This is a genomic window from Agathobacter sp. LCP21S3_B2, assembly GCF_052118705.1.
GTDB lineage: Bacteria > Bacillota > Clostridia > Lachnospirales > Lachnospiraceae > Roseburia.
The window spans coordinates 40,316-60,280 of record NZ_JBQKGQ010000013.1 but is presented as its reverse complement, the minus strand read 5'-3'; the positions used below and the strand labels follow the sequence as shown (position 1 = coordinate 60,280).

Genomic DNA, 19,965 nt, shown 5'->3' with positions numbered 1-19,965 from the left:
CTGCCATAAAATCAAATAACCGCCGAGCACATAATATATGCAGCCCGACAGTTATCATTATACCCCAAACCCTACTGAATTTATAGTATTTTATATAAGTTTAATATTACAAAATTAATATTAAGAACCTTACATTTACAGCTCAAGCCCGTCAAGTATGCTCTTAAGTGCATCCGCAGACTCCTTGAGCTTTAAAGCTTCCTCACCGTTTAACTCGATTGGGATATCGCTCTCCACTCCGTCTGCTCCAACGATTGCAGGCATTGAGAGAACCACACCGTCGATGCCGTACTGTCCGTGCATCATGTGTGAAACAGGAAGAATAGACTTCTCATCACGCATAATTACCTCGCAGATACGTCTGACCGACATAGCGATACCATAATATGTCGCATGCTTTCGGTTGATTATCTCGTAAGCACTGTTCTTTACGTTTGCAGCGATTTCCTCTGTATTCTCCTTGTGCTTGTAGTGACCTCTCATCTCGCACATCTTGTGAAGCTCCACTCCGGAAACATTGGCTGATGACCATGCAACCACCTCACTGTCTCCATGCTCACCTACTATAAATGCATGTACGCTTCGGCTGTCCACCTCAAGATGCTCTCCAAGCGCGTACTTAAGTCTTGCACTGTCAAGCACGGTACCTGAACCGATGACGCGCTCCTCAGGAAGTCCTGAAAGCTTCTGTGCCACCTGTGTTAAAATATCTACAGGGTTTGCAACGATAAGTAAGATTCCACCGAAATTTCTCTTTGCAATCTCCGGAATGATGCTCTTGAAGATTGCAACATTTTTATTTACCAGATCAAGTCTTGTCTCGCCAGGCTTTTGGCCTGCACCTGCAGAAACAACAATGATAGCAGCATCTGCCACATCATCATAACCGCCTGCATATATCTTCATAGGTCTGGCAAAAGGAATACCATGGCTTATATCCATCGCCTCTCCCTCAGCCTTGTCCTTATCAGCGTCAATGAGAACTATCTCAGAAAAAAGACCGCTCTGCATAAGTGCAAAAACTGATGCCGAACCAACGAATCCACATCCGATCATGACAGCCTTTCTTGGGTTTGTCTTAACAACTGCGCTAGTTTTATTGCTCATGTACTTTCCTCTCTTTCTTATACCATAATTCAAATAGTTGCTTTTTATTATAACTATTCATCCCAAACACAAATTCTCAATATCTGCTTTGTTATCAGTAGCTCTGAATAATTATCTTTTATTTATTATACCCGCATTGTACATATAATCCGTTGTAAAAACAACAAATTACTTGATAAAATACAATCAATAGCCCATTGTTCCCATTTTTATACAATTTTAATGCAGATTTTCACATAAAAAGTGCAATACTAAAAAGCAAACCGGACCAATACAGCTGAATGAATTGTCATTTAGCATATTGTTCCGGTTATATTAAAATGCTGTATCCGCTTATTTTGTGCTTGAATTTCTATACTCAAGCGGTGTCATTCCATACAGCTTCTTGAACTGTCTGTTAAAATGTTCCACGTTCTGATATCCTGCCTCGATTGCGATATTCTCAACAGTTGTGATGCTGTTTCTCAGCAGAGTGCGTGCCTTCTTCATCTTGGCATTGGTGACCAGCTCTCCGAAAGTCTTGCCTGACTTCTCCTTTATGTACTTGGAGATATACGGCTCTGTCAGGTTGAACTGTGCAGCCATGTCTGCAAGCGATACTGTCTTGTAGTTGGCCTGGATGAAGTTGAGCATAGCAATATAGCGCTCATCCTTCACGTGACTGTCAGCCTTGGTGGCAAGGTAATGGTTTACCGCAACAACAAGTGCTCCGATTGATGCCTTGATGATATCCTCATCCACACCTGCGCCCCAGAACATACTGCCGTCAACTGTGATACCCACATATGCCATAGCCTTTGATGAAGATCCGTGCGAAAGCGCATGCTCCTCGTATACAGTGAGCTCAAAGCTGATGTCAAAATACTGCTTAATTATATTGCTGACTGCATCAAGACGGCCGTTTCCATTGGCATCTACCTTTCTGGTGCTATCATTGTGTAAAATAACCGCCTCTGCGAAAATGCCATTTACCTGCTTAAAGTGGCACTCCGGTATAGTGAAATATGGATGAAAATCCACATAATTGTCTGTAAAGATACTGTGTACCCACTCAGGCGAAAGCTCCTTATGCTCCTCGTCCGATACCTGCTTGACCATGTATCCGACCTGCTCTCTCATCTGCTGTGGCACATTGATACCGAAGCTCTGCTTAAGGATATATGCCACTCCGCCCTTTCCTGACTGACTGTTGATACGGATAACATCAGCCTCGTATGTCCTGCCGACATCCTTTGGATCTATAGGCAGATATGGAACAGTCCACTTATCAAGCTTCTTTTCCTCTCTCCATGCCATGCCCTTTGAGATTGCATCCTGATGTGAGCCTGAAAAAGCAGAAAAAACAAGGTCTCCCGCATATGGCTGTCTCTCGCCTACCTTCATTCTGGTAAATGTCTCATACTTCTCCCTGATCTCAGGCAGATTTGAGAAATCAAGCTGTGGATCCACTCCGTGTGAGTAAAGATTCATGGCAAGTGTCACGATATCTACATTTCCTGTTCTCTCACCGTTTCCAAACAGCGTACCCTCTATCTCCTCAGCTCCTGCAAGCACACCAAGCTCTGATGTGGCAACACCGCAGCCTCTGTCATTATGAGGATGTAAGCAAAGCACTACTCCGTCTCTGTACTTGAGGTGCTTGTTGATATACTCTATCTGTGTGGCAAAAACATGTGGCATGGCATTCTCTACTGTGGTAGGGATATTGATGATGGCCTTATTATCAGCCTTTGGCTGCCATACATCAAGCACAGCGTTGCACACATCAACCGCATAATCCACCTCAGTGCCCGAAAAGCTCTCCGGTGAATACTGGAAACGGAAATTACCGTCAGTCTCTGCTGCAAGGTCTCTCAGTAAAATAGCTCCGTCAACTGCAAGCTGCTTTATCTCTTCCTTTGACTTCTTAAACACCTGCTCACGCTGTGCAACAGATGTGGAATTGTACAGATGTACAACTGCTCTCGGTGCTCCCTCAAGTGCCTTGAAGGTCTTCTTGATGATATGCTCTCTGGCCTGTGTCAGCACATGTATAGTGACGTCATCAGGAATCATATCCCTCTCAATAAGAGCTCTCGTGAAATTGAACTCTGTCTCAGAGGCTGCCGGGAAACCTACCTCGATTTCCTTAAAGCCTATATCTACAAGCATCTTAAAGAAGTCAAGCTTCTCCTCAAGACTCATCGGCTCGATTAGAGCCTGGTTGCCATCACGTAAATCAACCGAACACCACAGTGGTGCTTTATCTATATAATCCTTCTTAACCCAGTCATAAGTGCATTCAGGAGGCAGAAAATAACTGCGCTCGTATTTTTCATATCCTTTCATCTTAAAACCTCTTTTCGTTTGAACTGATATAATTGTAACACATAAGCACAGTTATTGGAATGATTATATTTAATCACTTTGATTGATGTAATTTATTTTTTTATAAAAATATAATCAACTTTATTGATTTTGATTATTCTAATCAGATATTTAGGCTAAAATATCCGGCTAATCCTCTCTCTTATTACCCCAGAAAAACAATGCAACTGTTCCCGGACCGGTATGGCTTCCTATAGTCGTACCGATATCATTTATCTCTACTTTGCCCTTCATATTAGGGAAGGCAGCCTCAATCAGATCAGCTACGGCTTTAGCATCCTCATAGCATGCAGAATTTGATATATAGACCTTATCCGAATAATCGGCACCATCCTTGCAGAGTGCCTGCATCTTCACAAGCATCTCCTTTATTGCCTTCTTTTTGGTGCGGATTTTCTCACGCACAATAAGCTTTCCCTCATTGCTCACATTCATGAAAGGACAGATATTAAGCACATTTCCCACGAATCCCGCGGTCTTTGAGATACGGCCGCCCCTGATAAAAAATGTAAGGTCTGATGAGAAGAACCAGTGATTCACCTCAAGTCTGTGCTCCATGGTCCAATCAGCCAGTGTATCAATATCCATGCCACTATCCCTAAGGTCAGCGAGCTTATCCATCAAAAGACCAAAGCCTGACGATGCTGCCAGCGAATCAATCACATATATCTTTCTGTCAGGGTATTCCTCCTCGAGAGCCTCCTTTGCAAGCCTCGCCGAGTTGACTGTACCTGATATACCTGAGCTTAGTGTACAATGAAGCACATCATATCCCTCATCCAGAAACTGCCTGAAGTACTCCATGTACTCCTCCTGATTGATCTGCGAGGTCTTTGTCATGGCACCTGCCTCCATTGCCTTGTAGAAATCAGGCAGTGGCATGGACTGTCCTAAATCATCCATATACTCTTTACCGTCAAGCTCATAGTGAAAGCATGCGTACTTAATATTTCTCTCGAGCATATGCTCCCTGGTAAGATCTGCTGTTGAACAGCAGCTAATCACATAATTTGACATATTATTTTCCTTTACCTTTTGACCCTTTATCATTATATGTAGTCAGATACATATGGTATCTCATGATATAAAATATCGTCAAGCTTTGCAACAGCTTCATACGTAGTCTGTATTTTGCCCATCTGCAAAAGCTTCTCAGCACTCTTGTAGCCTAAAAGCAGTGTGGTAAACGTGCCAATAGACATGCTTAAGTGATACTGTGGATTTTTGTCGGTGAGAGCACAGTGCCCTTTCTCAAAATCAATGACAAATGTGCCATTGTTCCACGGAAGCAGGTCATCTGCTATCTCAAAACTAAAGCAGCCGCCCGGGCCATCCGGGTCACAGTTATACTGTGACATAAACTGCGCCACATCAATGATTCTGCCCATGGCGTATGGTCTTATTGTCTCCTTTATATCACTGTCATCGAGCTCAAAAGCAATGGGCTCGCTGTAATAGTTGTTGCCTCTGACCTCATCAATCATGGAATCGTGCGCATGAATGTACTCCCACAGCCCAAGCTGCGCCTCACGGTTTAAGTAGATGAGCTCCTTGATGTGCATGACATCGGAGCTGATAAGATACACCATATAGCCACACGGTTCATCATCCTCGTTATAGTAGATGGCGACCATCGTATCGTCCTCATCCCAGCGGAAGTACTCCTCCCAAGCCAGATTATTTCTGTACAGACAGCCGTGAGTCTTTGCGGCAAAGTGAGTATGAAGCTTCTTAAACTGCTCATCATCCCACTGCACACGGCGCACATAGCCCGGCTCCTTAAGCTTTGTAGGGATCTGTCTGTCCTTTATCACATATGTCATCTTGTTTGAGATAATCTCCCAGCCAAGCCCTCTGTAAAGAGGTATAGAGTATGGATACAAAAGAGCAAACGACTTGTTGCTATCGCGCATCCTCGTAAGACTCTTTCTCATAAGCTTTTTCATGAGACCATGACCTGTGTACTCAGGATATGTGCACACACTTGTGACAAAGCCTACCTCGTAGCGCTCACCATATATATTCATATCGAGCGGATATACCGCAAACTGAGCCACAAGCTCCTCTTTTTTGTCTATGATATTGAAGCAGCCGAGCACATCAGCTCTCTCAAGCACCGGAAACTTCGACTGCTTGATTTCATCATCCTTCCAACCGGTCTCGGCAAGATCTGCCTCTGTTACCTGAAAAGCATAACGAAGCAGTGCATTGTATTCCTCCGCATCGTCCTTGGTCAATACTCTTATCTTAAATTCATCTGATTTAAAAGAATGCATAGTGTCCTTTCTCGCCTGTCTTTACTGTATACATCAGATCGTCCGCCTTCTTAATAAGCTCGGTAATCTGGCTCTCACTGGTGACATTTCTCTCATATGAAATACCAATAGAACAGGTGATATTCTTCTTCTCATTAAACTCTACGTCATGATTCAGATATTCCTTTATCTGCCGGCTGAAGCCATCAGCCTCTGCAATCCTCGCATAGATGTCCTTCGCAATATTCTCAAGCTCGTATCTGGCACAGGACTCAATAACTATGATAAACTCATCACCGCCATATCTGCTCACAAAACCTCTGCCCTTAGCAACCTTCCTGAACACAAGGGCCATCTCCTTAAGTATCAAATCTCCCACATCATGACCATATGTATCATTATAATGCTTGAAGTTGTCCAGGTCAATAAACATAAGTCCCACATCCATGCCAACGGACGTCACACTTATGCGCTTTTCAAGCTTCTCAATCTCCTGATACATACCTGCTCTGTTGTATATGCCGGTCAGCATGTCTGTGACTGCTGCCTGCTGCAGACGTCTGTTCATCTCATTTGCCTTCTCATTAGCCTCAATGCGGGCAATGGAATATTCCAGTTCTCTGAATAGCAGCTTGAAAATGCTCAAATCATCCTCATTAAGCATATATCGCTCGATGGAGCCATGCCAGTTGTCCTTCATGCGCACATATGCAATGAGCACACTTGAAAGCGCATCATTCTTGATAAAAGGCACCGCTACAAATGAACATACATCATCCACACCGAAGTACGAAATGATATTTTCATGCTCGTAGAAGCCTTCTCCGATCTTTGATGTAGCAAAGCCCTCCGGATATTCCATCATGATATCACATATGCCCTTTATAACCTCATCTGTCATATCACATTCTGTATCATTATAAAGCACCTGCGGCTCCTTAGCGTGCAAATCTATAATCAGCGCACAGTCCAGACTGAAATGATTTATGAAATTGCTCATGGCATTTTCAATCATAGTCTCCTTCTTCTGGTCATTTACATCTACAATAGTCTGCCATAATGAAATAAACTCTATCTGGCGCTTTGAGCTCTGATAGTCCTTAGCAAGTCCCTGCTGCTTTACAAGCAGATTAATCTGTCTCTCATTTATAAAGCCCTCACTCAGTGACTGCAGATTGATGTTTTTCAACATATCAAGCGGAGCTGTGTCAGCTATTTGATGCATCCTTTTATTGTGTGCATCTAAGAGCATTCTCTCATGCTCTATAAGCTCATTTCTACCGAGCTGTTCAAACAGCTTCATCCTGCTTTTCCTATATATCGAATATGCGAAAAACTCATTGCCCTCCGCATTAACGAGATATCTCTCAGCATCCTCAAACTGCAAAAAGGCTTCTTCCTTTTTATCATCGTGCCACAAGAGCATAGCCGATGCAAAGGAGTACAGAAACATCTCATCATCGCACCTGGAATAATCATGGACAGCCTCTGTTCTTGTGGTATCAATTACTTTGCAGATGACATAATTAAGAAACTGCTTGCTGCTGAGCAGATAGCGCTCACAGCTGAATCTGTCACCTGAAAATATAGATGCAAGTGCAAGAAGCGCATATACCTTACTCGTATTGCACACTCTTAAGCTGTTTAGATGAAGCTTTATAATAGTCTTCATGGTAACTAAAAGTGCATGGACAGCCCCCTTGTAATTGCCCTGCATGATATAGTTAAGAGACTTGTTATAATACACCTCAGCTATATCCTCCGGCAGCTTCAGATAATATAACATATTGATTGCAGCATTGTAATAATCGTCAACAAGCTCATTTTTACCCATGGCACTCAGATTGTAGCCTATAGCCATAAGTACTCTCGCAACATATATATTGCCATGTTCCTTCATGAACTCGTATGTACGTATAACATATAAAAAGGCTATCTCATTGAGACCGCTTGTGCTGGCAAGCATAATGGTCTTTTGATATGCATCATACACAAGCTGCTCATTTCCTATCTTCTTTGCAAGCTCAAGTCCCTTTGTAAAATGCTTTAGCAATGATTCATCATAAAAGGACTTTTTCACCACATCCCGGCTATTGTCATATGCGTAAATATATATATGTGCCAAATGATTCCTGTATCCGTGCTTTATGAGCTTTTCTATAAATTCATCACTGACAGGTATATCCTGCACACAGAAAAATATATTGTACCAGCCCGACATCTTTATCATAACGGACAAAAGCTCTGACTTGAATTCAAGCAATTCATCATCCGCCAAAAGTGCATAGTCATAGGCTTTCTTTGCGCAGCCTTCAGCCTTCTCAAGCTTGCCCTGATACATATAGCAGGTACCCTTCATAAAATAATACAAAGAAAGATAATGCTCACTGTCATTTTCCGGTATCAGCGCCTTGTACTCATTCGTAAGCTCAATCGCTTTGGACATCTCTCCAAGTAAAACAGATGTCCTGGCATAGACCAAATAAAAACGTCTCAGACTCTTTTCATCAATCCATGCATTCTCAAACTTAATCTTGTGCTCTATAATCCGGCAGCCTCTTTTTGCCTGCTCATAATCCAGAAACTCCATTGTATTGGACGTTTCCTGAATGCTCTGCTCAAAATTCGTAGTGACATACAGCTCATCATCATCCGTAGTTCTTGTGCTGTTTTTAAGTGGTCTGGCGCTGCCTATATAGTAAATGGCACTCCTGTCCTCAAGTGACTCAACTATACGGTCCCACACCTCAACAACGCTGTCAGCACCTTTAACATTGGCATTAACTCCGAGCACTATGCCTATATTGGTACACGGATGGTCTATCAGATACTTGATGGTTTCAATAGAACTCTTCGATGCCAGCTGGAATCTGTTTATCACAATCATCAAAGGCTTTACTTCTGAAAGTCTTTTAAGCATTTCAACTATGGCGATTGTCATACGTCTCTGCTCATATGACACCTCATTTAACAGCACTGTTTCATCCCTGAAACACTCTCCTGTCTCATAATAACTGTTTAACACCTGTCTGTGTAGATAGTATATACCGCACTCCTTCTGGAAATCATCAAAGCTTCCGCCTATAAAGTGTCTGTGCATATTGCATATGATGTCCAAAAAAGGCTCATAAGCCCCGACCAGGGTATTGTAAGAAAACTCACTGTACGCAAAAAAGACGTTATCCTCATTGCTTTGATAACGTCTTATAACCTCAAGATTTTCAATCGAAAAATCATTGCTATAATTTGCCATTACGATATTTCGAGTCTCTTTTCCTATGCGACTGTATATCTGCTCGATTACCCCGCAATAATACTTCTCTATCATATAATTACCCCATCATATTTAAGATCTGACACTGAATAAATTATCACATGTAATCAGACTTTTCCGAAATAATTCTAAAACAATGGTAGCCCAAAGCTCCCAAAAAGTCAATCTTTTGACTCAATAATGATGAATTTTCCCCTATGGATATCAATCACTGCATGGTCATCAATTATTTCATTGGATATGCCAAGCGATGTAAATCTGTCAAAGGAATAATCAGTAACAGGATACTTAAAGCCCTTAAGGCTCACCTCATTGTCATCTGTCAATGCTATAAGAGAGACAAACCTGCCATACTGTGCTGACTTTCCGATGGTTACCGGCTTATCTGCCATCCTAATACGATTGTTTGCATCAATAATCCTGATATCAATTCCACTTTCCAGTCCTATTCCAAGAAGCGAAATATTGCCAAGTACATGGTCTATTCTGCAGCCTGTTGCACCAATCACCACTATGCTTCGTGCACCATGCTTTATCGCAAGTCTTATGGCATACTCTGTGTCGGTATCATCTTTTACCGGATTAAGCCTGTGTATCTCGGTCTGTCCCCTGCCCTCAAAATACTCTAAAACCGTTTTCGTGGCTGAATCAAAATCACCTACAATTATATCAGGCGTGACACCGTTTTCGTATAAGAAATCCATTCCACTGTCAGCCGCAATTATGGCATCTATTCCGTCAGTCTTTATCTCATTTAAGCCGAATTCCTTATCTATTTTTCCACCACAGACAATCAAATAACGCACTTTATCTCCCCCTCTCCTGAATAATATATCTTTCTGTTCTTATCACGGTTTAACCGGCAACAGCTACATCATAATATTAAGAAAACCGGTTACATTTTCTTCTATATCTCCGCTAAACACTGCACTTCCTGCTACTATGATATTGGCACCTGCCGCAAGCAGTGTCTCTACATTCTCCAGATTCACGCCTCCATCAACCTCAATATCAGCCTTATTTCCTGATTTTTCGAGAAGAGCCTTTAGGTCACGCACCTTGTCTACAGTGTACGGAATTAACTTTTGTCCACCGAAGCCGGGATTCACCGTCATGATAAGCACCATGTCCACCTTAGGCAACACATACTCAATTGCCGAGAGCGAAGTAGCCGGATTTAATGCTACACCTGCCAATATGCCTTTTTCCTTTATTGCCTCGATTGTCCTGTCAAGATGCTTACATGCCTCCGCATGAACAGTGATGATATCAGCTCCTGCTGCCACAAAATCATCTATGTATCTGCCCGGCTCATCTATCATCAGATGCACATCAAACATACGCTCTGTGCACTTTCTGATTGTCTTTATGACAGGCAGCCCAATTGATATGCTGGGAACGAAGCTGCCGTCCATAACATCTATATGCACATACTGTGCTCCGGCCTCGTCAAGCAGCTTAAGCTGCTCTCCAAGTATTGAATAATCCGCTGATAAAATTGATGGTGATAAACAGTTCATGTTTCCCTCCGTTTGATTATGCTTTAGTTTTGATAATGCTCTATTTTGCTTTAGTTTTGATTATATTTTAGTTGAAATGTATTATCTTAGTATACTTTTAATTAATATCTTTGTCTGTTTTTCAGCTCCTCATACAGAAGTTTATAGTTATCATAGCGCACCTGCGATATTTTTCCATCTGAAAGAGCCTCCTTCACGCCACAGTCCGGCTCGTTTATATGACTACAGCCTTTAAACCTGCAATACGGTTCATATTCTACAAACTCCGGATAACAAGTCCACAAATCTTCCTTTTTAAAGCCCGGCACATCCATCGAACTAAATCCGGGTGTATCCATGATATATGTGCCATCCTTTATCGGGACAATCTCAGAATGTCTGGTCGTATGCTTTCCGCGCTCTATTTTCTCACTTATATGTCCGGTCTCCATCTGCACATCATCCTGCAGACAGTTGATGATGGATGACTTGCCAACTCCCGAGGGACCTGCAACCGTGGTCGTCCTTCCCTCTAAAATGTGCTTTATCTCATCTATGCACTCACCTGTTTTCGTGCTGGTAAACAGCACTCTATAGCCAGCCGGCTCGTATATGCTTTTAAGCTCCTGCTGCTTTTGGGGCGTGATAAGATCCTTTTTGTTGAAGCATATGGTGACCGGCACATGCTGATACTCCATCATACACAAAAACCTATCAAGCAGGTTGAAATTGGGATCCGGCTTTGCGGATGCAAAAATAACCAGGGCCATGTCTATATTGGACACAGCCGGCCTGATAAGTTCGTTTTTCCGTGGCAGTATACGCTCGACATTGCCTATATGCTTTTCCTCGTCGAGGACTGCTATGTCAACTGTATCTCCTACCAGTGGCTTTATCTTTTGTTTTCTGAAGGTGCCTTTTGCTTTGCACTCGTATAGGGTGCCGCCTGTGGCATTTTCTTTTGCCCATTTGGTTTCTTCTACGTAAACGTAGTAGAAGCCGGCAATTCCTTTAATAATTTTTCCTGTCATGGTTTTCCTTGTGTGCTTTTGTATTTGCGGGAGTCACGCTTTCGGCAGGGTGCATGCCACGCTTTAAGGTTGTGTGAGTGGCGGGGGCAGGCATATATTCCTCTTAAAAAATATGAAGCCGGCCCCGGGCTCTCCTACGGACAGGCTATGGCTTGCTCTGCCCTGTTTTTTCCCCGGTAGGTTTATGGCATCCCGGGGCAATTCATATTTTTTTCTCGGAACACATGCCTGCCCCCGCTTCCTTACTTCCTCTCCGCGAGTTCAGGTTCTCGTCCGCGGGTTGGTGTGGTAGTGGAGTGCGGATAGCACCACTTTGTGGGTGCTATCCGGTGGCTACAATAAAGACATGTATTGGGTTGCTGCTTTGTACGCTATATGTGTATTGTGTGTATTTACAAATATGATGGCGATACGGAAAACTTGACGTAGCTGCGCTACGGCTCGTTTTCCTTGTGCTGCCCCACGCTATGACAATATCTACCTCTTTTTTGCTATTCCGGTTTATAATAATTATTTAACGTCTCTTATGCTTATGGCACGCTATACGTTACTGGATCAAGTGTAACAGTTGCAGGATTTCCTGCTTCATCTGTTTCCCCTGTCTCAATTTTCCAAGTAACCACAATACTTCCTGTAGCTTCTTTCATTGTTCCAGAAACTGTAAATGATGACGTATTTTCATATGACCCCTTATCGTATACAGTTCCACTTTTACCTACAAGCTTATACTCTACTTTAGCTACAGTTCCCTCTCCACTATAACTAATTTCTTTACTTACATTAGTTGATATCTCCTGCTTACCCTTACTGAGTGTCAGTGTGATTGTGGTGCCTGCGGCTACGGTTTCACCGGATTTGGTCTGGCTGATTACGCTGCCGGCGGCTACTGTGTCGCTATACTGGGAGTCGGCGTAGGTGTACTTGAGACCTGCTCCTGCGAGGGCGCTTTCTGCCTGTGTCTGTGTGTAGCCTACTACATTTGGCACGGTGATTGGCTTCTGACCAGGTGAGAGTGTGACTGTTACTGTGCTGCCCTTTGCGGCCTGGTTTTTGGCTGATGGTGACTGTGCTGTTACTACGTCTGCTGCTACACTGTCATTGTAATCTCCGTACTCAAAGTTGACATTAAAGCCTGCTGACTCAAGTGTGCTCTTTGCTGAGCTCTTTGTCTTTCCTATTACACTAGGTATCTTTACCATCTCTGATGTGTTATCACCTTTTCCTGCGATAACTACATTAATCTGAGTGCCTCGCTTTACCACATCTCCGGCCTTTACGTCCTGCTCCAGAATAGTGCCGTCCTCCTCATCTGACTGCCTTGTCTCATATGCAAATACAGTAAGATCAAGCTTTAATCTGTCGACTCTCTCCTGAGCATCATCCACTGACATTCCTCTGATGTCAACCATCTGTCCTTCTTTCTCTGTTTCTGACTCGAACTCTGATTCTGACTCTGATTCAGACTCTGTCTGTGTCTCTGTCTGCTGTGACTCTGAGTTTTTCTTTCCGGAAAACTTGAACACACCAAATACTGAAAGAGCAAGATAAATAATAACAATAACTATTATTACCGCTGTGACAATTCCCATAATTGTAATAGCCTTATCCATTTTCGGATTTAACAGCTTACCGTCATTCTCCTCATCATCTTCTTCATCATCATAATCCTCATCGTCAAGGAGTGAATCGTCAATCTCATCACTGTCATCATCTTCTTCATCATCCGTATCGTCCAGATTTTCAGCGACACCTCTTCCCTCTTTTATCTGTTCGAGCTCCTGTGGGCTTATAACTTTAGTTTTTCCATTATCAACCAATGGGGCAATTGTCACAAAATCCTCATCAGGATGTGCAAGCGAACGTCTTATATCCGCCAAAAGCTCTTCTATTGTCTGATATCTTCTGTCCGGAGTTTTCTGTGTACATTTCAGTATAATCTTTTCAAAGCTGATTGGCAGATCGGGTGCATATTTGCTTGGTCTGGCGATTTCCTCCTGTAAGTGCTGTAACGCAACCGCAACTGTCGTCTCTCCATCAAACGGTACACGACCTGTCACCATCTCAAACATCACAATACCGAGTGAATAAATGTCACTTCTTCCGTCAACAAATCCATTTCTTGCCTGCTCCGGTGATGCATAATGTACTGATCCCATCACGTCAGAGCTTATAGTATTTGATGATGTCGCCTTGGCAATTCCAAAGTCTGTTACCTTTACCTTGCCTTCTGTTGAAATAATAATATTCTGTGGCTTTATATCTCGATGAATGATATTTTTATTGTGTGCTGACTCAATTCCTCTTGCAACCTGAATTGCTATGCTCGCTGACTCTTTGAATGAAAGCTGTCCTTTCTTCTCAATATAAGTCTTGAGTGTGATTCCCTCCACATATTCCATAACAATGTAGTACAAACCATTTTCGCTGCCCACATCATATATGTTAACAATATTTGGGTGCTCCAGTCCTGCTGCTGACTGTGCCTCTGCACGAAACTTCGTCACAAATGAACTGTCCTCAGAAAACTCCTGCTTCAAAACTTTAATGGCAACAAAACGACTGAGGATATGATCCTTTGCTTTGTACACATCACTCATTCCGCCTGCGCCGACTTTACTTAGAATTTCATATCTATCCGACAAAAAACTTCCTACTTCTAACATTCCTTTACCTCGTTTTAAAATGGTTTAATAATCATTACTGTGATATTGTCACGGCCGCCATTTGCATTGGCCATTCCAACAAGCTGCGATGCTGCATCCTCAATATTGTCATTTTTTCTGATAATATCAAGTATTTCCTCATCCCTTACCATATTGGTAAGTCCATCCGTGCACAGAAGTATTTTGTCATCATCCGAAAGCTCAACCTCAAAAAAGTCTGCCTCCACATGTTCTGCTGCACCGACTGCTCTCGTGATAATATTCTTGTCTGGATGCACTCTAGCCTCATCAGCATTGATTTCACCCATTCTGACCATCTCGTCAACCAACGAATGATCCCTTGTTATCTGTCTAATAGGTTCTGTACTTCCCACAATATACAGCCTGCTGTCTCCGATATTAGCCACAAAAAGCTTATTTCCTATTATAGTTCCAATAACCAAAGTGGTACCCATACCACTTTTTGTTTCATCCTCTCGTGATTCCGCCACCAAAATCTCATTGGCCTTATTTATGGCCTCTTTTATGATGGAAACAGGCTCATCCCCACCATTTCTGGATACTGATGCCACTACACGCTCTATAGTATGTCTTGATGCGTAGTCACCTGCTTTGTGTCCTCCCATTCCATCTGCTACGATGAAAAGATTCGGAAGATTTCCTACTGCGGTATCTGATGAGAAGTAATAATCCTGATTCATCTCACGAATGATGCCTGCATCCGTAATGGAAAAAGTCTTCATCTAGTTTATTCCTCTCTCTTTATCTATATGCTTCTTGCGAAGCTGTCCACAGGCACCATCTATATCTCTGCCCATTTCCCTTCTAATAGTAACATTAATTCCGTTTTTTTCAAGTTTATTTTTAAAAGCCTCAATAACACCCTTGTTGGACTGCACGTAATCGCGCTCCTTTATAGGATTTACTGGAATCAGATTTATATGACAGTTCATGCCATGCACAAGTGCCGAAAGTTCTGCTGCATCCTCGGCTGTATCGTTCACTCCACCAACCAGGCTGTACTCAATTGTCACCCTGCGGCCGGTCTGTGCAAAATAATATTTGCATGCATCCACCACATCATGTATATCATAGCTGTTTGCAACCGGCATGAGAGCTTTTCTCTTTTCCTGGTTGGAGGCATGCAGTGAAAGTGCCAGCGTGATAGAAAGCTTTTCATCTGCAAGCTGTCTCATACGCGGTACGAGACCACATGTGGAAACTGTCAGATTACGCTGGCTGATATTGATTCCGTTTTCATCAGTAAGAAGCTCTATAAAGCGCAGCAGATTGTCGTAATTGTCAAGCGGCTCACCTGTGCCCATGACAACCACATTTGAGATGCGCTCCCCTATGTCCTTGCCTATCTGATAAATCTGGTCAATCATCTCGGACGGCCTAAGCCCCCTGACGAGACCATCAAGAGTGGATGCACAGAATCTGCACCCCATCCTGCAGCCAACCTGCGAAGATATGCACACCGAATTACCATGCTTGTACTTCATAAGCACACTCTCTATGACGTTGCCATCGTCCAGTGCAAAGAGATATTTTCTCGTGCCATCGAGCTTTGACACCTGCACCTCCTCTTTTTTTAGCGAGATGAGTATTGCATTGTCCTTTAATACCTGTATGAACTTTTTTGAAATATTGGTCATCTCATCAAAGCTGTCCACATGCTTCACATGAATCCACTCATATATCTGCTTCGCACGGAATTTCTTTTCTCCGAGCGATATGATAAACTCTGTGAGTTCATCCATATTCATTGATTTGATGTCAGTTAGTTGTTCTTTTATCTGTTCCATATTATTTTTATTAAATCTTCATTTAACTATTGTTTTATAATTCTACTAATTCGAACCCATTTATATTTATTAATTCATGATTTACTTTAATATCATAATTTGCTTTTTGTAAATCTTGCAATAAAGAATCCGTCACTTCCATGCTCACTGGGCAGCATCTGTTTCATTCCGGTGCCCTCAGCAAAGCTCTTATCCAGCTCAAACTCCGGATGCTTTTCAATAAACCAGCTCACATTGTCCTCGTTCTCAGCCTCGTCTATCGTACATGTACTGTACACGAGCACTCCGTTTGGCTTCACGTATGTATGCACGGTATCAAGTATCTGTCTTTGAAGAGCGGCAAGCTCATCTACAGACTCAGGTGTCATCTTGTAGCGGATGTCCTTCTTTCTTCCGAGCACTCCAAGCCCTGAGCACGGCAGATCACAGATGAGTATATCTGCCTTTCCCGCCGAATCAGCATCAGGTACTGTGGCATCCCACACCTCTGCCGACATATTGTTAAGACCATGCCTTTCTATATTTTCCTCAATCATATCGACCTTGTTATCGGTCAGGTCACGCGCGAGCACATGTCCGCTTCCCTGCAAAAGCTCAGCGATATGTGTGCTTTTGCCGCCCGGTGCTGCGCATACATCTATCACATAGTCGCCCTTCTTTGGAGCAGCAGTCTGGGCGACAAGCATGGAGCTGATATCCTGCACATAGAAAAGTCCGTCTCTGAAGCTCTGCAGGCCATTCAAATAATCAAATCCAGATATAACAAACGCATAATTAAGTTCATCAACCGCTGTGACCGTCACACCCTCTGCCTCAAGCATTGCACGAAGCTCATCCGGAGTACACCTGGTCAGGTTTGTCCTGATGCTTATTGTGCTCTTATTGTGAAAGGCCTTGAAAATCTCCTCTGCCTTCTTCTCTCCGTATGCTGATACAAATCTGTCCACTATCCACTGTGGCATGGAGTATCGGATGCTTAAGGTATCAAACTGTACTGAATCTATATTTCTTGCAATATTTCTGAGTACACCGTTTACAAAGCCCGAAAGCTGTGCAAACTTATGCCTCTTTGCAAGCTTCACCGCCTCATTGCATACAGCTGAATCCGGCACCGCGTCCATGTACTTTATCTGGTAGACGCTCATGCGAAGAAGGTTTCTGATGAAGGGCTTCATCTTCCTTACCTTTGTCTTTGAAAAAGAGTCTATGATGTAGTCGAGCTGCAGCATATACTCGATAGTGCCGTCAACAAGCCTCGTCATAAAGGCTCTGTCCTGCTTTGACAGATACTGATACTTGTCAAGCACACTACTAAGCACGATATGTGAAAATGCTCCACGCTCATTAATCTCAATAAGCATCTCAAGGGCAAGCTCACGCGTATCTACAGAGTGCTCATTATGCGCTGCCACATTTGATTTTGCCGGTCTGCCCGGTATATTATTTATGTTTATTTGGCTATTTTTATTACTATGATTATTTTTACTATGATTATTTATATTCTTATTCGATGTCATATAGATTAATCTACTTGCAGCTATTCAGAATCACTGAAATCAAAAAAACTTATGTATCATACTTTCATGAACGCAAAAGTTTTCAGTTACTCATGATGATGTTGCCGAATAGTTACATATACATTTAATTTTCTAACTAATATATCCAATTTGAACTGCCACCCTATAAAATCACAGGCAAACAGCAGCTACAACAGTATCAGTCGTCACGCCTGCGTCCGTTTGTGATGAGTATGATACGAAGGAGCTGTAAAATAGCAGCCGCCGCACTGGCTACATAGGTAAGTGCCGCTGATTTAAGTACCTTTCTAGTATACTTAAGCTCGTCATCTGCAAGTATGCCCTGTGTACGAAGCATGACAAGCGCACGTCTTGAAGCATCAAACTCTACCGGCAATGTCACGAGCTGGAAAAGCACTGCTGCCGAAAACAACAATATGCCTATATCAATAATAAGCCCTGACGAGCGTGTGTTAAAGAACAAGCCGATAAGTATGACAGGCCATGCAAGCATTGAGCCAAAATTAGCTATAGGCACAAGTGCACTCCTGATTGAAAGAGGTGCATAGCTTTTTGCATGCTGTATAGCGTGTCCACACTCATGGGCTGCTACGCCAAGTGCTGCGACCGATGTGGCATTGTACACAGGATCAGATAAATTCACTGTTTTGGTGCGCGGATCATAGTGGTCCGTCAGACTGCCGGACACATGACGCACCTGCACATCATATATGCCTGCCGCCTGAAGCACTCTCTGAGCTACCTGTGCGCCATTCATGCCTGACATGCTTCTTAGCTGCGAGTATTTATTAAATGTACCTTTAACTCTTGCCGATGCAATCATACATATAACTGCACCTATCACAACGAGTATATATGTCGGATCCCAGTAATAATATCCCATGTATCATCTCTCCTTGCTGCTTATTATAATGCGTGTAGTAGTTTGTCAATAGTTACTTATAATGATAACTATAATGTGAAGAACGAGCCCTCTTCCACATGACAGCCTCTCAAAAATGAACCTGTATCCATGCGCTTCTTGCCCTGGAGCTGTACCTCTACTAAAGATAATGCTCCTTTTCCTGTCTGTACATACATATCATTTTTTCCGATATGATAAATACAGCCCGGCTCATAATCATCGCTGCCGTCAATCACCTTTGCACTCCACACCTTAAATGTCTTACCGTTTAGGTTGGTGTATGCGCTCGGCCATGGATTAAGCCCCCTTATAAGCCTCTCAATTTCAACAGCCGGCTTTGTCCAGTCGATAAAGCCAAGCTCCTTACTAATCATTGATGTATGTGTGGCCTCCTCGCTGTTTTGAGGAGTATACTCTGCAGTGCCATCCTCTATCATCTTCATGGTCTCCACACACAGCCTTGCTCCCTCTGCTGAGAGCTTATCAAACAGGCTGCCGCCGGTCTCATCAGGTGCGAGTCTGACTGTACTCTTTGCAATCATATCACCGGTATCGACGCCCTCATCCATCCTCATGGTAGTGACACCTGTAAACTCGTCACCGTTAATCACAGCCCACTGGATAGGCGCCGCACCTCTGTACTTTGGCAAAAGTGAAGCATGCACATTGATACAGCCGTATCGAGGCATATCAAGAATACTCTTTGACAGAATCTGTCCAAAAGCAACCACAATTATTATATCTGCATTAAACTTTCTGAGATACTCTATATTAGTACTCTCTCTTATTTTAACCGGCTGGAATACCTCAATACCGTGCGAAAGCGCACACTCCTTGACAGGTGTATACTGCATTGTCTTGCCGCGGCCCTTTGGTTTGTCGGGCTGTGTGACAACCAGTGCCACCTCGTGCCCTGCCTCTATAATTGCCTCAAGTGTTCCCACCGAAAAGTCCGGTGTTCCCATGAAAATTACTCTCATCTTACTGCCTCCCAGATATTTTCCAAGCTCAGATAACAAATGTCATCCTAATGATTACTCCTGTGTATCCTCATATGTCACATCGTGAAGTGCGCCCTCAACCTTCTCCACATAGAGATGTCCGTCGAGATGGTCAAGCTCGTGGCATATACATCTGGCCAAAAGCTCTTCTCCCTCTATCTCATACTCATTCATATCCTCGCCCATGAAGCGAGCCTTTACATAATTCGGGCGGGTCACCTGTCCGGCCTTTCCCGGTACTGAAAGACAGCCCTCATCGCCGGTCTGCTCTCCGTCAGACTCGATAATTTCAGGATTAATCATCACGATTGGACCCTCGCCCACATCGATAACAACGATCCTCTTTAATATGCCAACCTGTGGTGCGGCAAGTCCTACACCATTAGCCTCATACATAGTCTCAAGCATATCATCAATAAGTGTTACTATCTTTGGAGTCACCTCCGTAACCTCTCTGCAGACCTTGCCAAGTACAGGGTCTCCCTCCACTCTAATAGTTCTAAGTGCCATAATTGCCT

Annotated in this window: 15 protein-coding genes; all 15 read right to left on the bottom strand. The window is 43.1% G+C overall.

Going from position 1 to position 19,965, the window contains the following annotated elements; all coding sequences use genetic code 11:
- Window positions 1–135: 135 nt before the first annotated feature.
- Window positions 136–1,107 (bottom strand): L-lactate dehydrogenase, encoded by a 972-nt coding sequence (locus ACTQ1L_RS10530; protein ID WP_308651663.1) that lies wholly within the window; start codon window positions 1,105–1,107, stop codon window positions 136–138.
- A 333-nt stretch (window positions 1,108–1,440) separates the two neighbouring features.
- Window positions 1,441–3,435 (bottom strand): 2-isopropylmalate synthase, encoded by a 1,995-nt coding sequence (locus ACTQ1L_RS10525; RefSeq protein WP_109258151.1) that lies wholly within the window; start codon window positions 3,433–3,435, stop codon window positions 1,441–1,443.
- A 168-nt stretch (window positions 3,436–3,603) separates the two neighbouring features.
- Window positions 3,604–4,524: a DegV family protein gene (locus ACTQ1L_RS10520; RefSeq protein ID WP_321110760.1), complete on the bottom strand. Its 921-nt coding sequence runs from the start codon at window positions 4,522–4,524 to the stop codon at window positions 3,604–3,606.
- Window positions 4,524–5,750 carry a GNAT family N-acetyltransferase gene (locus ACTQ1L_RS10515; protein WP_321110758.1) on the bottom strand — a complete coding sequence of 409 codons (1,227 nt, stop codon included), beginning with the start codon at window positions 5,748–5,750 and terminating at the stop codon, window positions 4,524–4,526. Before ACTQ1L_RS10515 ends, ACTQ1L_RS10520 begins: the two co-directional genes overlap by 1 nt.
- Entirely contained in the window at window positions 5,737–9,057 is a 3,321-nt protein-coding gene (locus tag ACTQ1L_RS10510) for a GGDEF domain-containing protein (protein WP_441367036.1), read from the bottom strand. Before ACTQ1L_RS10510 ends, ACTQ1L_RS10515 begins: the two co-directional genes overlap by 14 nt.
- Window positions 9,058–9,164: 107 nt before the next feature.
- Entirely contained in the window at window positions 9,165–9,809 is a 645-nt protein-coding gene (locus ACTQ1L_RS10505; protein WP_441367035.1) for a thiamine diphosphokinase, read from the bottom strand.
- 63 nt (window positions 9,810–9,872) lie between these two features.
- The gene (gene rpe, locus ACTQ1L_RS10500; RefSeq protein WP_441367034.1) at window positions 9,873–10,523 is read right to left on the bottom strand and encodes a ribulose-phosphate 3-epimerase; all 651 of its coding nucleotides are present in this window, start codon (window positions 10,521–10,523) and stop codon (window positions 9,873–9,875) included.
- A 101-nt stretch (window positions 10,524–10,624) separates the two neighbouring features.
- Complete coding sequence (gene rsgA, locus ACTQ1L_RS10495; protein WP_441367033.1) at window positions 10,625–11,533, bottom strand: ribosome small subunit-dependent GTPase A; 909 nt, start codon at window positions 11,531–11,533, stop codon at window positions 10,625–10,627.
- A gap of 530 nt (window positions 11,534–12,063) precedes the next feature.
- Window positions 12,064–14,196 carry a Stk1 family PASTA domain-containing Ser/Thr kinase gene (gene pknB / locus ACTQ1L_RS10490; protein ID WP_441367031.1) on the bottom strand — a complete coding sequence of 711 codons (2,133 nt, stop codon included), beginning with the start codon at window positions 14,194–14,196 and terminating at the stop codon, window positions 12,064–12,066.
- Between the two features lie 14 nt (window positions 14,197–14,210).
- On the bottom strand, window positions 14,211–14,939 hold the full coding sequence (locus ACTQ1L_RS10485; protein WP_308656666.1) for a Stp1/IreP family PP2C-type Ser/Thr phosphatase: 729 nt from the start codon (window positions 14,937–14,939) through the stop codon (window positions 14,211–14,213).
- On the bottom strand, window positions 14,940–16,004 hold the full coding sequence (rlmN, locus tag ACTQ1L_RS10480; RefSeq protein ID WP_441367029.1) for a 23S rRNA (adenine(2503)-C(2))-methyltransferase RlmN: 1,065 nt from the start codon (window positions 16,002–16,004) through the stop codon (window positions 14,940–14,942).
- Window positions 16,005–16,096: 92 nt separating this feature from the next.
- Window positions 16,097–17,521 (bottom strand): 16S rRNA (cytosine(967)-C(5))-methyltransferase RsmB, encoded by a 1,425-nt coding sequence (gene rsmB, locus ACTQ1L_RS10475; RefSeq protein ID WP_441367027.1) that lies wholly within the window; start codon window positions 17,519–17,521, stop codon window positions 16,097–16,099.
- 199 nt (window positions 17,522–17,720) lie between these two features.
- Window positions 17,721–18,425: a zinc metallopeptidase gene (locus ACTQ1L_RS10470; protein ID WP_441367025.1), complete on the bottom strand. Its 705-nt coding sequence runs from the start codon at window positions 18,423–18,425 to the stop codon at window positions 17,721–17,723.
- A 68-nt stretch (window positions 18,426–18,493) separates the two neighbouring features.
- Entirely contained in the window at window positions 18,494–19,426 is a 933-nt protein-coding gene (gene fmt / locus ACTQ1L_RS10465; RefSeq protein ID WP_441367024.1) for a methionyl-tRNA formyltransferase, read from the bottom strand.
- 54 nt (window positions 19,427–19,480) lie between these two features.
- The gene (gene def / locus ACTQ1L_RS10460; RefSeq protein ID WP_012743174.1) at window positions 19,481–19,957 is read right to left on the bottom strand and encodes a peptide deformylase; all 477 of its coding nucleotides are present in this window, start codon (window positions 19,955–19,957) and stop codon (window positions 19,481–19,483) included.
- Window positions 19,958–19,965: the final 8 nt, after the last annotated feature.